We start from the raw sequence: 15,878 nt of genomic DNA, 5'->3' as shown, positions 1-15,878 counted from the left end.
ATAAGCATTTTTCACTTTCCTTCTGGTCTGGGTAAAGGTAGTCTGGGTAAAGGGTAAGGGGTAAAGGGGAAAGGATGTATTCAAAACCTTTACCCTTTACCCTTTCCCCTTTAACCGAACCGTATTTTCATAGCTCCCGCCTCCTAAAGTTAAATGTAGACTTCCGCTAAAGTGCCGGCAAAGAAACGACTGAATCTATCTATTGCTTGTAGACGTTCCCCAATACTATCTGCGTTGGTAACTTTCATAGTGGTCATTTGTTTGATGAAGTCCATCGGCTGAATTTTGAGAATGCCTTGACCAACGATGGGATTATTTTCACTGTCGCCCTCATAAATGGTGATGAATAGTGTGGTGGTATCAGACCAAACATCGAATCCTGGGTCATCATGAATTTGCTTGAAGCCTTTCAAGTAATAACGTTGTCCTGATTGCGTCATCATGTGTAAGCGATAAAGCATTTGTCTGGTTTTTTGTTGTCCAACAAGGCCAACAAACAAATTAAAATCGCTATTGGTGACGGTTAGGGCTTCTGGGGATAGAACGGGGGCTTTAACTATACCAACTATTTTCCCTCGGTGTTCGGGGTCGTTGAGTAGTTTGTCTAAGTCATCGGCAATTACTGTAACGGTGAACTCTAGAGGCGAGTTGTCTTGTTTGCCTTGCCAGAATGCAGGCTGATAGTTGTTGTCTTTGACTGCGGTAGAAAAGTAGCCACGCATGGTCTCAGTGAATTGAATGCCGACTGTGGTGGGCCGGGTAGTGTCACCGGTGACTATAGGTGGGGTAGCCAAATCATAATTAATTGTCCAACCCCGGTCTTTAGCAATGAGGCTACAGCAACGTTCCGCTAGAGCAGAGATTGTCAGTAGTGGATTTACACCTAATGTCCGAGGAACTATTGAACCATCAGCAACATATAAGTTTTCGTAAACGTTTGTTCCTTGGTTGCTAGCAAATACTTGTCCCTTATGGTTGACAACACCCTGTTCAGCATCCTCCGCTAAGATACAGCCTCCTAGTGGATGGACTGTAACTAAGTCATGACCAAAGGCATCAGACCAAATGGGATTAGGAATTTGTGTACCGCCTAGGGGTTCGGTGGCTTCTGTAAGACGATTATTGACTCGTTGAAAAATGGGTTGGCTTCCTACATCTTGCCATTTAATGCGGAGACGGTCATTTTCTAAGTACATCTGTCCGGCTGCATCATCATGGGTCATGACTAAGTAGGTTTGGGTGTTGCGGACTGCACCAGTGTAAGCACCATGAGTCAAACTCTCAACTTCGCGGATTTTTTCTTCGATGCGATCGCCTAAACCAGAGTCGGTGTCTTTACCTAAAATTTTGGCAGCCGTCGCAAGGGTTTGGGGTAATATAGCAGCCAGACCTCCAGGAATTGAGCCTTCTTCAATAACTAGTCCGTTATCTAATTGGGGCTGTTCTCGCATATCTATGATACCGGTGATGCATGGCCCTACTGGTTCTTGGGCATTCTCCGGGCGATCGCCAAAACCAATACCGTTAATTACTTGCTCGGTGTTATAGCCAAAAGCTAGGACATCTCCATTCCCTGTAAAATTATGTCCCAATTTCTCAGATACAGCTAAACCAGCAGCTTGAGAACGCAGCAAAATTTCTGTAGATCCCAATGTCCCAGCTGCCAGAATTACAATATCAGCAGTGACGAACATTGTGGGAGCGTTAAAGTTTTCTTGTCCCGTGTTTAATAATTGGTAATGGACTAGCCAGCGATTCCCCTGACGTTCAACTCGTCGCACGGAAACTTGTGTATAGATTTCTGCACCGTGGTTTTTTGCATCTGGGAGGTAATTCATCAACACGGTGTTTTTGGCTTTATTATTACAGCCAGAAACACAATCACCGCAGAGATTACATTTGTTTTGTTCTACACCGACATGATTCACCCCATCTTGAAATGTCACATTGATGGGGGGACGATAAAACTTTTCATTCAAATATTTAGACGATTTTTCTAAAGCTTGTAATTTTGGCAGAGGAGGAAAATTTTCGGGGTAGGGAGTAGGTTTGAGCATTTCCTCCGCACGACGATAACCTGCGGCTAATAAAGTACCAACATCATCACGCAATTCCTTTGGCCAGCGTGAATCTGCAAATACACGCGGTTCAGCTTGTAATGACACATTGGCGTTAACTAAAGATGTTCCACCTAGTCCACAACCAATAAATACATTAATGTCTTTATTCACATGAAAGTCATACAAAGCTGTGTGCGAACCTAGATGATGTTGTGGCAAATCTATCTGCATTTGTGCCAATGCTTTGCTTTGAGTTTTGGGATATTCACCAGGTTGGAATTCTTTCCCTCGCTCTAAAATGCACACTTGCTGTCCGGCTCGTGCTAAACGCGATGCCGCAATACTACCACCATAACCAGAACCAATAACTACAACTTTATAGTAATTTTTTAAGTTTTCAATCGGGCTGGATAAACGAGTCATTATATTCATCCTTAAAATTTATGGGTATGAAAATATACACTCATCTAGATTACAAATGGAGGCAAAAGCTAATCTAATGAGAATTTCTGATAATGCAGTAGGATTTTTAACTACTAGTATTGCAATTCAAAAGCAATCAAAGCTTTTCCAGAAAATTTAAGAAAAATGGTGTCGATAATAATTTGTTGCCTTGTACAAATTGCACTCAAACTTAATCCCTAAACCCTTCACTAAAAGGTAAGGGTAGTAAGAATTAGCCCCTCTATCTCTGTGGAGGAGAGGTTTAGGGAGGGATTATATCAATAAGTTATGTGTGGCTTTAATCAAAACTAAAGCCTGATTAATTTGGATTAGACAACCAATTTAGCTATACGATTCAGTTATCGGAGCTAACTCGGTATTATATGCAGGTTAACAAGAAAGTTAACATTCTTTTACTTAAATTAACCAAGCTAATGATTAAATGAACTCTGAAATTTATACATACTTAATAGTATGTACAATTTCAAGTCACAGCGTAGCATTGCAGACAATTTTTGGCAATGTTCAATTCGATTTTGTTCACGGGTTACTTTAATAGAACTTATACAAAACTACACACGGTAGGGGCAATTCATGAATTGCCCCTACCTGAAAATCAGGGTCAAGAGGACTTTTCAAACATCCTCTTATAGCAGTTCTCAGCCTTTGTGAGGTACAAGAACCCCAACCCCCTCACCGTGTAAGCGGTAAGGGGGCTATGATCTACTGATTAGGAAACGCTATATCAGGCTATCAACGACAACATTGATTTGGTTGATAAATATTTCTACCTCAGAACCTCTGCTAGGGTGCTAGTCGAATAGAGGTAGTTGACAAAATGCATAGTTTTTGAAGAGGCTATGCCAGCACCCACGCTTGCCCCTAAATTGGGGGTTATTCCTTAGCTATAATTTGGCAGACTTCACCAGTTTGGTAGATGTTTGATACTTGCGTTCGCTTCATTATTCACTGCACTACATCTTTGACGATTTTAGCAGTCGACAAATGCTGTGATCAAGTTACAGAGGTGTCCCAGAAGGCTGTTGCACTATATTGTTAACAGTTTTTGGTTCTACAAAAGCTTCTCGACCTGTAATCAATCTAGAGCGACGATTACGAGTGATATAATTCCATGCCCACTGAAATACTACTAGTAATTTAGTGTCAAACTCGATTAAGAAGTAGATATGAACTAATAGCCAAAATGCCCAAGCAATGAAACCTGTGAGTTTGATTAAGCTTAAATCTACAACAGCTAAATTTTGCCCAATCATCGCCAAACTACCCACATCGTTGTAATGAAATTGTGGCAAAGTCTTACCTTGAAGCCGTCGTCGAATTAGTTTACCTACATACTCTCCTTGTTGTTTAGCTACAGGTGCAACACCAGGTAAAGGTTTAGCATCTTGATGGGAGAAGTTGGCTAAATCTCCAATTACGAAAATGTTGTCATAACCCTCGATAGACAAGTCAGGTTCTACAATTACACGCCCAGAGTAATCGCGCTCTACACCTGTAGTTTCTGCTAAGACTTTTCCCATTGGAGAACCTTGAACACCTGCTGCCCACAAGATAGTTTTTGAGGCAATTTCTGTAAATTCATTGTCTTGCTTGAAAGTAACAATATCACCTTCAATATTTGTCACCCTGGTGTGAGTGTGGAGTTCTACACCCAACTTTTGCAAAGATACTGCTGCTGATGCCGATAACTCTGGCACCATGTGTGGCAGGATGCGAGGGCCCCCTTGTAATAGCAAAATTTTCGTTTCTGAAGTGTCGATGCTGCGGAAATCTTCTTTGAGAGTTTTGTATGCCAATTCTGCGATCGCACCTGCTAACTCTACACCAGTCGGGCCACCCCCTACAATCACAAAACTCAACCAAGCACGACGTTTTTCGGGATCAGTTTCTTTTTCAGCTGCTTCAAATGCGCCAAATATCCGGCGACGCATTTCTATCGCATCTTCCACAGTTTTCAAGCCAGGAGCAACTTCTTCCCAATGATCCTTACCAAAATAGGAATGGTTAGCACCTGTGGCAACAATTAATGTGTCATAAGGTACTACTTCATCACCCAAAATAACTTGTTGCGCTTTTGGATCAATATCACTTACTTCTCCCAACAACACTTTTGTATTCTTGCTTTTGCTGAATACAGATCGCAATGGTGCGGAAATATCAGAAGGTGATAGCGTACCTGTGGCAACTTGATATAAAAGCGGCTGAAATAGGTGAAAGTTTCGTTTATCAATGAGAGTAACATTTACATTCGCTGCATTCAGACCCTTTGCTGCATACAGTCCACCAAAGCCACCACCAACAATGACAACCCGATGTGGTGCATTCTTTTCAAGTGAGACTTCCATACGAGATATTTCCTTGTGTTAAGAACTTGTAACTATTCTTAACAAAGATGTAACAGCATTATGATAGTGGTTGCTGTTTATTTAGAACAATTGAAAAAATACTAAAAGTATCCAAAGTTAGTATCCACTACTTCTACTGGACTGCCTTTCTAGATATTCCTCTTGTATCATTTTTCCCAGATAAAAGATGAAGTTCTTGCTACACAAGAGTTTCATGATAAAGCGATGATGATATTTATCATACTAGAAAATAAAGCCACAAACCCAACCCTAGTCTAAGGTTTAAGCATTGCTTTTGATTCTTGTATTCGGAGAGTGACTGAAGAGGTAGGGAGCAGGGGGGCAAGGGAGCAGGGGGCAAGAGAGCATGGGGGCAAGGGAGCAAGGGGCAAGGGAGGATAAGGGGGGAATTATTCAAGTTTCTTCCTTATCTCCAATGCCCAATGCCCAATTCCCAATTCCCAATCCCCAATTCCCAATCAGTATCCCGCTTTCTTGTCTACGACATTCCGCAAGGGTTGACCGGTTTGATAGCGTTTAAGATTATCGATAAACAGTTGTGCTATGCGCTCTCTCAGTCGTGGTGACAGGGCTGAACAATGGGGGGTGATAAAGGCGTTCGGCAACGACCACAAGGGACTTTCCGGTGGTAGAGGTTCTGTAGCCACTGTATCTAATCCAGCACCTGCAATCCATCCCTCACTTAGTGCGGTGAATAATGCTGTTTCATCAACGATCGCACCACGAGCAATATTAATTAAGTAAGCAGACTGACGCATAGAGCGCAAGGCGGCTTCATCGATCAAGCCTTTCGTTTGTGGGGTTAGTGGCGTGGCAATTACTACATAGTCGGCTGCTGGTAGGAGCGATCGCCATTCATCAGCACCAACAATCTTGTCAAAATTCGGTAGGGGCTCGGGATGGCGGCGGCTCCCCCAAACTTTAACACCAAAGGCTTTAGCGCGAGATGCGATCGCTTGACCTATATTCCCAGTGCCGAGAATTAATAAAGTCGCGTCTGCTAACTCTTTGAGAAACACTCCTCTTACCCAGGTGTGTTCATCCTGCAAAGTTTGCAATTTTCGCAGATTCTTGGCGTGATAGAGCATGAATGCCAGTACAAATTCCGAAATTGGAATTGCGTGAACCCCTGCGCCATTAGTGAGGATAATATCTTTTTGCAAAAAATTTGGCGTAAGGATGTGATTCACGCCAGCACTTGGTGACTGTTGCCAACGCAGCCTGGGCGCTGCTGTCAGTACTTTGTCAAGAGTAGAAGTTTTCAGGTAAAATCCGTTGACATAAACTTCTGCATCACTGACATCACCATCAAGATTACCTTCACTATCCACCTCCACAACATCTATATCAGATGGCAGGTGTGGCTCAATATCAGCAATGAGATGATCGGGTAAAATCAGTTTCACCATTTGCTACTCCCTAATTCCATTTTGGATTTTGGATTGTGTAACCCAATCGGCAACACCTCTTCATTTTTAATTTTTAATTATTTAGTATCCTGCTTCTTTGTCTACTACATTTCGTAATGGTTGACCAGCTTGGTAACGCTTCAGATTGTCGATAAATAGTGCTATTGAACGCTGTTTGCTTCTTGGTGAATGGCCTGAAGTATGAGGTGTGATAAAGATATTAGGAAGTGACCATAAAGGACTTTCGGGTGGTAACGGTTCTGAGTTAACTGTGTCTAATGCTGCACCTGCAATCCAACCTTCTGTGAGTGCTTTTATTAAAGCCGATTCATCGACTACACCACCGCGAGCAATATTAATTAGGCAGGCATGTTTTGGGAGTGATCGCAATACAGATTCATCAATAAATTCTTTGGTTTCTGGAGTTAGAGGTGTTGCAATAACTACATAATCAACTCCTGGCAGGAGCGATCGCCATTCATCAGCACCCACTACTTTATCAAAATTTGGTAGCTCTTGGGGATGACGGCGACTGCCAATAATTCTTAAGCCGAAGGGTTTAGCACGGGCGGCGATTTCTTGACCAATACCACCAGCGCCGATAATTAGTAAGGTAGCATCTGTCAATTCTTGGATGGCAAAGCCTCTTTTCCAGTAACGTTCCGCTTGTAGAGCATATAATTCTTGCAGGTGTTTGGCATGAGCTAGGATATAAGCGATCGCAAATTCTGCGATCGGAACTCCATGAACCCCAGCCCCATTTGTGAGGATAATATCTCTTTCCAAATAAGTTGGTGTCAGGATGTGATTCACCCCTGCATTTGGTGCATGATGCCAACGTAGTGCAGGTGCTGCTGCTATTATTTTATGTAGCGTCGGACTTCTGGTTAAAAACCAACTAAAATAAACCTCAGCATCAGTAGTATCCCCATCTAAATTTTCTTCAACATCTACTGTGACAACCTCTGTATCAGGCGGTAGATGAGGCTCAATGTCAGCAACGAGATCGAGCGGTAAGATCAGTTTCATGGTAGATAACCTCTTTTCTCTTTACAGAAATATCTCTATAAATTACTTCTGATTTACTAATAAATAAAAGCACTATTTACTAAATCATTTGTGGCAATATCTCTTTATTCTCTCTGTGTTCTCTGCGTCTCTGCGGTTTGCTTTGAAGGAGAATTCAGAATCAAGCGCTTTTTCGGTCAGAATACCTAATGGAATTCTGACTCTTGACTCCTGTTTCGATAAAAAATTATTTTTCACAAATTAGATAACTATATTAATAACATTGATTCTCGAAGTAGCCTATTTTTACCACAGCTACCTCAAGCATTACATTAATCAACTAACGAAAGCTAAATCTCAACTACTCAACTGCAACAATTGGTTATTTGGCTGAGTACTTTCATTGCTCATTACTCGCTGAAGAACTGCTTCTCTGATATTGATAAACACTTCACTACTTCTATTTCGTGGGCGTAAAAGTTTTACAGGTAGATCGAGAGAAATCTGTCCTTCATCAATCACTATCACTCGGTCTGCCAACGCCACAGCTTCTTCTACATCGTGAGTCACTAAAAATGCAGTAAATCTCCGCTCTTGCCATAAGTTCTCAATCAAACCCTGCATCTCTAGGCGAGTTAGAGCATCCAATGCTCCTAAAGGTTCATCTAACAACAACAAACGGGGCTGGCTAACTAATGCCCTTGCCAATGACACCCGTTGCCGTTGTCCACCAGATAAGACATAAGGCCACTCATCAGCTCTATCTTTGAGTCCGACTTTATCGAGTGCCCACAAAGCTTTTTCACGCCAATTACCTTCCAAGCCTAACCCCACATTCTGAACAACGCGCTTCCACGGCAGTAAACGGGGGTCTTGAAACATCACTGTTACAGAGCGGCTGAGTCTACGCAGTGGTTCTCCATCCAGCAGGATTCCGCCTGAAGTTGCTTTATCTAATCCGGACACCAGACGCAATAAGGTACTTTTACCACAACCACTACGTCCGACGATAGCGACAAATTCACCTGCTTCAACTTCTAAATTTAGCGAGTTTAAAACAGTTTTCTTCCCGAAAGCTTTCGTCAAATCCAAAATACTTAGTTGCGTACCTTGTACATTAGAACTCACTTGCAAAACCTCATTTTTTAGAACAATTGGGATTGAATTCTTAGGTAACATATCGAATGAAAAATCACACTCAAAATCAAGATTTTTTAATATTTGACCTTGGTGATTTTGCCATTTATGACCTTTGATAGTTAGGATTCCAAGCCAAGAATTTGGTTTCTAATCCTCTGGCAACAGCATCTGCTAATTTACCCAGCAGTGCATAGATAACAATACTCAAAACCACAACATCAGTTTGCATAAATTCACGGGCATTCATTGCCATATAACCAAGTCCAGAATCTGCTGCGATCGTTTCTGCCACAATTAATGTCAGCCACATAATCCCCAAAGAAAAACGGACACCGACGAGAATTGAAGATAAGGCTCCTGGAAAAATAATTTGCCACAGAAGTTGTGGTGTTTTTAATCCATAGACTTTTCCCATTTCAATCAGTCCAGGATCTACACTGCGAATGCCATGAAATGTATTAAGATATAACGGGAAAAATACCCCCATAGACACTAAAAACAATCTAGCTTGATCGCCGATACCAAACCAGAGAATTACTAGGGGAATTAATGCCAAATTAGGGATAGTACGGAGCATTTGTAAAGAACTATCCAATAACTTTTCTGCTATACGGGAAAAGCCATTGAGCAATCCCAAACCGAAGCCAATACTGCCACCAACTATAAAACCAGATATCGCCCGTCCAGCACTAATTCCTATATGTTGAAAAAGTTCTCCAGTGGAGGCTAGTCTAATGGCTGTAGCGATTACGCCACTTGGGGCTGGTAAAATTCTGGTTGAAAGTAAACCAGTTCTGGAAGCAAATTCCCACAATACTAGTATTAAAACGGGCACAATCCAGGGAACTATTTTATCGATTTGTGGGTTTTCTAATACCTCGCTCCAGGATATATTATTGTTTCTTTTGGTGTGTTTAAGGGTAATAGTCATGGGATTTTAGATTTTAGATTTCCGCAAAGATGAATCTAGAAGCATCGTCAACATAATTCGTAATTAAAGAGCAAATTACAAATTACGAATTATTCATGAAGCACTCGTTAGTTGTTTAGCAAATTTTTCACTGCTAACTATTTCGCTAACAGTACTCAATACTGGTGGCGTTAGCGGTGCAGTTTCTCTCTGCAAAGGTAAACGTGGAAATAATAATTCAGCTGTACGATATGCCTCTTCTAAGTGGGGATATCCAGAGAACACAAAGGTTTCTATGCCCAAATCTTGATATTCCAGCATCCTAGCGGCAACAGTATCGGGATCTCCAACTAGGGCTGTACCAGCACCACCCCGCACTAATCCAATTCCTGTCCATAGGTTGGGGCTAATCTCTAGGGTTTCTCGACTACCACTATGTAGTTGACTCATCCGTCGCTGTCCTTCAGAATCAGAACTAGCTAGGTGTTGTTGAGCTTTTGCGATCGCATCCTCATCAACATACTTAATTAGCTCATTGGCTGCATCCCAAGCCGCAGACTCGGTTTCTCGCACAATTACATGCAAGCGAATCCCAAAGCGGACTGTTCTACCTTGTTCAGCCGCCAATCGTTTAACCTCAGCAATCTTTTGAGCAACTTGCTGTGGAGGTTCGCCCCAAGTTAGATAAACATCTATATGTTTAGCAGCAACCCGCTTTGCAGCCGCAGATGAGCCACCAAACCACAATGGTGGATAGGGTTTTTGGACTGGTGGGAATAGGAGTTTACCACCTTTGATATCCAGGTAGTTTCCTTTAAAATCGACTGTTTCCCCACTGACGATACCCCGCCAAACGGTAAGAAATTCATCGGTTAAATCATAGCGATCGTCATGACTAAGATGCAAGCCATCTCCAGCGAGTTGCACCGGATCTCCACCTGTCACCACATTAATTAACAATCTTCCTTTAGAAATCCGATCAAATGTTGCTGCCATCCGTGCAGCAGCACCAGGAGAAGTAATTCCTGGACGAATTGCCACGAGAAATTTCATCTGCTTGGTGACAGATATAAAAGCGGCGGCAGTTATCCAAGCATCTTCACAAGAACTCCCTGTGGGTAACAATGCACCCGTGTAGCCTAAACTATCCACAGCTTGAGCAATTTGCTGCAAATAATCAGGTGTGGCAACACGAGAGCCAATATCTGTACCTAAATAGCGTCCGTCATGAGATCCAGTAGGAATAAACCAGAGAATTTGCATATCTATCAGGGTATGAGAGCTTAATATACGATTATCCGATCGAATTACCGTATTTTATAGTCAAAATTTTACCCGATATTATCTAAAAATCAAGCCTAATTTAACCATTAGTAAAAAAGGGCTGCCTGGATAACGAACTCCTTAGTGGGTAATTTTGACACTTTTGTAGTCAGAATTGCTGTGTTGGAAAATACAACTTTTAATCGAGTAAGGCAAAAAGGAGGCAGGAGGAAGGAGGCAAGAGGCAAGAGGCAATAGGAATCCCCATAAATAAATTTAGGGGATTTTTACCGAGTGACTATCTGCGGCGATCGCCTACGGCACGCTACGCGATCGCAGTTGCTTGGGTTGAGTTGACCTAACCAATAATTTTGATATATTTTCTCTTCATGAATAAATACTGGGTCTTGCATTGTAACAAGCTCTATGCAAAGATAATTTTACGCAAAATCCGGTAAATCTATCGACTTATCGTTTTATCGGCTTTTCTTAACAATTGAGATTGTGAAATCTAGCTGCTTACTAATTAGTGTATTCAGCTAATGTTAATTGTCAATCAATACCTTGAATTTAATTCAAGATTTAGTCGATGCCAGTAGCCGTTGATGAATTTTGTTGCCTTATCTCACCAGTCGCACTCCAATATCAAACCGAATTTTGAATTTTGTTTTGAGAATTTTCTATGAGTTTTGGAGTCTAAACTGAATTGCCTAGTAATGGTTACGATATTTATCGGGGATTTGCACTTTTCTTACTAGGGGAACCTTTGCTAACTCATTAACTAATGGTTTAGCACAAATATTTCATCAATAATTTCTGCTAGTTTATCTGTCAAAGCTAGAGCTAATTTATTCGTTTTTCAGGTTGAGGAGTTCAAGAGTAATGTCGAATTTTCGCTCTAAATATAGATACATAATGTTCACGTTCTTGTTGCTAGATATTCTAGCCATTCTGGTTTTTTATCCAGTAAAAAGTCACGCTGAACTCCCGAAATCTGATGTATCTACTGCTGAAGCAGAAGTGAACAAAGCTCCAGAAGCAATTGTCAATCAAACACTAGAAACTTCAACGATAGAGACAGAAGGCAAAGGGCCAGGAGAGGTCGCATCCCCTCCTGCTTCCTGTGCGCTATCCTGCGTCTTACCTTCTTCTTCAATTCCACCGCTAACTGGTAAAAAGGCTACCAGCCCAGAACGAGTCACACCTGTATCACAATTGTTGCAAGCTGTACCGCCAACTAACAAAAAAGCTCCAAATAATGCAGCAGGACAAGTGACATCTGTCTCGCAGCTGTCAGATGTTTTGCCGACAGATTGGGCATTTCAAGCATTACAGTCTTTGGTGGAGCGCTACGGTGTAATTGCTGGATATACAGATGACACATTTAAAGGGAATCGTGCCCTAACACGGTATGAATTTGCTGCTGGGTTGAATGCTGCTTTAGATCGCCTCAATGAATTAATAGCGACTTCAACGGCAGATTTGGTCAAACGAGAAGACTTGGATGCCATCAAAAAACTACAAGAACAATTTTCTCCAGAACTTGCTCAATTTCGAGGACGCTTAGATAACTTGGAAACGCGGACTGCGAAATTAGAGGCAAATCAGTTTACAACCACAACTAAACTTATAGGTCGAGCGCAGATTGTTCTTGGCTCACTTCTGGCTGGCAATAATGTCGTTACCAAAAGACCTGCACCTCGCAATGCCACACTTCAAGGTTCAACGACTTTACGGTTAAACACCAGTTTTAACGGTAAAGATTCACTAAGCTTATCGCTGTCAGGTGGAAATATTGAATCATTAGGACAAACAAGAGCTGGATTATTAGGAACTTTTGAGGGGAGAACTGCTGATAACTCCAGTATTACCTTTGCACGTAATACTATTCTTCTCGGTGGTGTGCGGTATCGTTTTTTACCTAATCCAGATACTCAAGTTAACATTTATGCTCTGTCTGATGGAGCTAGTGAGATAGGTCTTTCTGGCCCTATCAATCCATATTTTGAATCGTCTTCTGCAACCGGTGCTAATGGAATTTCACGATTTTCACGGCGGTCTTTAGTCTATAACTATGGAGATAGCGGGCCCGGAATTGCCATACTCCAAAAATTAGGCAAACAGGTTCAAGTGGGGATAGCGTATAGCGCACCAAACGGTGGTAATCCCACAGCTAATAATGGCTTATTTACAGGCAGGTATTTAGCTCTGGCACAGATAATCTACTACTCCTCTAATCGAAATTTTCGGGTGGCGGCAACTTACGTCAATACTTATAGTCCAGCGAATACCCAAGGTCTAAGTGGAACAAACTTCGGCCCAGCAGTCGGTAGTAACCTGGTAAACAGCACCGTAGCTGGAGCGGGAACTGTAGCCAATCTTTATGGACTACAGGCGTTCTATCAAGTTAATTCCAAGTTGGCAGTTAATGGGTGGATAAGTTATGGAGCGCACCGCTATTTAGGGCGCGGTGATGGTAGTGCAATGGATTGGGCCGTAGGACTGGCATTCCCGGATCTTTTTAGTGAGGGTGCTTTAGGGGGAATTTTAGTTGGTATGGAGCCGAAACTCACCAGGCTCAGTCAGGGTGTAAATTTGGGAGCAGGTGCTGGACAAGCAGACAAAGATACCTCCCTGCACGTTGAGGCATTTTACCAATATAAAATCGGAGATAATATTGAGGTGACACCAGGTTTAATCTGGATTACTGCACCGGACTCTGATGCAAACAATCCTGATAGTTTATTTGCTTGGGTTCGTACTGTCTTTAGGTTTTAATCGGGAAAACTCAAAGATATAGGTTTTCTATTGACATCCTCCCACCGCTAATCAGGAGTACCTGATATAGCGGGGGATTCCAAAGATCACTCTTTGGGCTTCCTCTTTCCACGAGTTGATTTGCTTGAAGGAGTTTCCTTACTCAAGTATTGATCAGTCTCTCCAGAGGCGTTAGTTCCGACGTGACCCGCCGTACTTAATGCTTTTTCTAAGATGTTCCGCGCCGCGTTCCAGTCTGTGTCTATCTTGGGTCTCCCCCTGCCTCCCCTGCCTCCCCTGCCTCCCTTGCCCTCTGCCCCCCGCCCCCTTTCATCTTTGTTGACATTCCCCAGACTGAACAAATATCGCTACACTGGCATATCCTTAATAATGGATTGTCAAAAACTTAACTGTTCTCAAGATTCTTCCGGCTGTGAAAAACATCTTGAGGACATTTCGTTTTTGACTCGTTTATGCGAGTTAATTAAAAGGGATATTTGCGAAAGATGGGTTATGTTACAAAAAAAGTAGGAGTAGAGTTCTAGTGTGGAACTTGAAAACTGGTATTTTACTACTTACGCTGAGTTGCATAATTGCAACTGGTATAGCAGTATACCTGATTGGTGGCATTGAACCAGCACAAATTCAGGCTTTGCTGAAAGCTTCTGGTATCTGGGCACCTATTATTTATGTTGCTTTGTATGTTGTAGCAACTATGTTAGTTCTGCCCTCAACAGTGTTGAATTTAACTGGAGGTGCAATTTTTGGCCCTTGGCTGGGTACTTTCTGGACTAGTGTTGGAGCAATAATTGCGGCAATAATTGCTTTCGTTTTTACTAGAACCATTGGACGGCAAACAGTTGCAAAACGACTAGCAGGACGCTGGCAAGCTATGGATGCTGAGGTACGGCGTGGAGGGCTTTTTTATATGTTTGCCATCCGACTAGTACCAATCATGCCTTATGGCTTAGTAAACTTTGTTGCTGGACTGACTTCGATTAGCTTAAAAGATTATGTTATAGGCACAACACTTGGTACTGTTCCTAGCGTCTTACCTTTTGTACTACTAGGTAGTTCAGGCTTGAAAGCAGTCAAAACAGGTGATTTTTTGCCGCTAGTACTCGCCTTGGGCTTAACTGGAATACTGGTAGCAGGGTCTACTTGGTATCGCCATCGCCGGAGTTTTCCTAAAAAAGCTGTAGAAAGCCTGAGAGAATCTGACTCTTCAGATGACATCAACCCGGAGAATAAATAAACTCTAACAATCTGGCTTGAATCTTGCTAAGTATACTGAGAACCAAACCATTTATCATGAAAAGCAGTCTGTCAGCTTGGCTGTTTCAAAATTAAACGGAATTCCTAGATGCTACCAAAGTATTCATTGATTGTTCCAATTTATAACGAAGAAGAAATTATACCCGAACTATACCGCAGACTAAGTGCAGTAATGAATCGGCTAGATGGTCTTGTCGAATTAATTTTAATCAATGATGGTAGCCGCGATCGCTCCTTACAATTAATACGAGAACTCCATCAAAAAGACCCACGCATTTGCTACCTGAGTTTTGCTCGTAACTTTGGTCATCAAATTGCTGTTACTGCCGGTCTTAATTTTGTTCGGGGTCAAGTTATTATCATCCTTGATGCTGACTTACAAGATCCGCCAGAACTAATCCCAGACATGATTGAAAAATGGCGACAGGGATATCAGGTCGTCTACGCTCAACGCACTCAACGCCTCAAGGAAGGATGGTTTAAGCGTTTTACTGCCTACTTTTTTTATCGTCTCCTCAAGAAGCTTGCAGATGTAGATATTCCTACCGATACTGGTGATTTTTGTTTAATGGATCGGCAAATTGTAGATATTCTCAATTCTATGCCAGAACGTACCCGCTACATTCGTGGTTTACGTTCTTGGGTTGGCTTTCAGCAAACAGCAATTCGGTTCGAGCGCGATCCCCGCTTTGCTGGGGAAGTTAAATACACTTTCAGCAAATCTTTGGCCCTTGCTATTAATGGTCTAGTATCCTTTTCAATAGTGCCACTGCGGTTGTCAACCTACTTAGGCTTATTAGCGGCGGCGGCGGCCATCTTCATGGCTTTATTAATCTTGTATTGGCGGCTTTTTCTTCCCCATTCGCCTTTAACTGGGTTCACGATTATTTTGATGGCAATTTTCTTTCTCGGATCTGTGCAGTTAGTTAGTGTTGGTATCTTAGGCGAATATATAGGGCGCATCTATGAAGAGGTTAAAGCTAGACCCCTTTATACTTTGGCAGAGGTAGGTGGCTTCTATTCTAAATCGCCCAATTCAACACATCATAATACTGACAAACTAGTTGAGGCTCCCCACCTTAAAAGAGATGAGGATTCTTAAGACATTTGCCTTGCTATCCTCCATTGTAGAGAATTCATTATTAATTCTATTAGCGGATAACTAGGGTTTAGCCTGTCCTGACACCTAAATTCTGTTTTGATAAATTTACATTTGAATTTGTTA

At 42.0% G+C, this 15,878-nt stretch carries 11 protein-coding genes and 1 pseudogene; 3 read left to right on the top strand and 9 right to left on the bottom strand.

Going from position 1 to position 15,878, the window contains the following annotated elements; genetic code table 11:
• Nucleotides 1-149 precede the first annotated feature (149 nt).
• The 8 genes from H6G86_RS14490 to H6G86_RS39530 form a co-directional block, all read right to left on the bottom strand.
• Nucleotides 150-2,483: a GMC family oxidoreductase N-terminal domain-containing protein gene (locus H6G86_RS14490; RefSeq protein ID WP_190934911.1), complete on the bottom strand. Its 2,334-nt coding sequence runs from the start codon at nt 2,481-2,483 to the stop codon at nt 150-152.
• Nucleotides 2,484-3,523: 1,040 nt separating this feature from the next.
• Nucleotides 3,524-4,870 (bottom strand): NAD(P)/FAD-dependent oxidoreductase, encoded by a 1,347-nt coding sequence (locus tag H6G86_RS14485; protein WP_190934910.1) that lies wholly within the window; start codon nt 4,868-4,870, stop codon nt 3,524-3,526.
• A 479-nt stretch (nt 4,871-5,349) separates the two neighbouring features.
• Nucleotides 5,350-6,300: a D-2-hydroxyacid dehydrogenase gene (locus H6G86_RS14480; RefSeq protein ID WP_190934909.1), complete on the bottom strand. Its 951-nt coding sequence runs from the start codon at nt 6,298-6,300 to the stop codon at nt 5,350-5,352.
• Nucleotides 6,301-6,381: 81 nt separating this feature from the next.
• Nucleotides 6,382-7,329, bottom strand: coding sequence for a D-2-hydroxyacid dehydrogenase (locus H6G86_RS14475; protein WP_190934908.1), 948 nt, complete (start codon nt 7,327-7,329; stop codon nt 6,382-6,384).
• A gap of 336 nt (nt 7,330-7,665) precedes the next feature.
• Nucleotides 7,666-8,436: an ATP-binding cassette domain-containing protein gene (locus H6G86_RS14470; protein ID WP_190934907.1), complete on the bottom strand. Its 771-nt coding sequence runs from the start codon at nt 8,434-8,436 to the stop codon at nt 7,666-7,668.
• Nucleotides 8,437-8,551: 115 nt separating this feature from the next.
• Complete coding sequence (gene ssuC / locus H6G86_RS14465) at nt 8,552-9,379, bottom strand: aliphatic sulfonate ABC transporter permease SsuC (protein ID WP_190934906.1); 828 nt, start codon at nt 9,377-9,379, stop codon at nt 8,552-8,554.
• Between the two features lie 93 nt (nt 9,380-9,472).
• Nucleotides 9,473-10,621, bottom strand: coding sequence for an FMNH2-dependent alkanesulfonate monooxygenase (gene ssuD / locus H6G86_RS14460; protein ID WP_190934905.1), 1,149 nt, complete (start codon nt 10,619-10,621; stop codon nt 9,473-9,475).
• Between the two features lie 287 nt (nt 10,622-10,908).
• Nucleotides 10,909-11,034 (bottom strand): hypothetical protein, encoded by a 126-nt coding sequence (locus H6G86_RS39530; RefSeq protein ID WP_256874291.1) that lies wholly within the window; start codon nt 11,032-11,034, stop codon nt 10,909-10,911.
• A 469-nt stretch (nt 11,035-11,503) separates the two neighbouring features.
• Between H6G86_RS39530 and H6G86_RS14455 the strand changes: the two genes are divergently transcribed.
• The gene (locus H6G86_RS14455) at nt 11,504-13,399 is read left to right on the top strand and encodes an iron uptake porin (protein ID WP_190934904.1); all 1,896 of its coding nucleotides are present in this window, start codon (nt 11,504-11,506) and stop codon (nt 13,397-13,399) included.
• Between the two features lie 86 nt (nt 13,400-13,485).
• Here H6G86_RS14455 and H6G86_RS38670 read toward each other — a convergent pair.
• Nucleotides 13,486-13,641 (bottom strand): annotated as a pseudogene (locus H6G86_RS38670) (RNA-guided endonuclease TnpB family protein); the annotation flags it as partial.
• A 281-nt stretch (nt 13,642-13,922) separates the two neighbouring features.
• On the opposite strand from H6G86_RS38670, the gene H6G86_RS14450 reads away from it, so the two are divergent.
• Both H6G86_RS14450 and H6G86_RS14445 read left to right on the top strand, forming a co-directional pair.
• Entirely contained in the window at nt 13,923-14,633 is a 711-nt protein-coding gene (locus H6G86_RS14450; RefSeq protein WP_190934903.1) for a TVP38/TMEM64 family protein, read from the top strand.
• 108 nt (nt 14,634-14,741) lie between these two features.
• Complete coding sequence (locus H6G86_RS14445) at nt 14,742-15,755, top strand: glycosyltransferase family 2 protein (protein ID WP_190934902.1); 1,014 nt, start codon at nt 14,742-14,744, stop codon at nt 15,753-15,755.
• Nucleotides 15,756-15,878: the final 123 nt, after the last annotated feature.

The organism is Nostoc sp. FACHB-133 (genome assembly GCF_014698055.1).
Lineage (GTDB): Bacteria > Cyanobacteriota > Cyanobacteriia > Cyanobacteriales > Nostocaceae > Nostoc.
The sequence above is the reverse complement of the archived record's forward strand: the minus strand, read 5'-3'. Positions and strand labels throughout refer to the sequence as shown.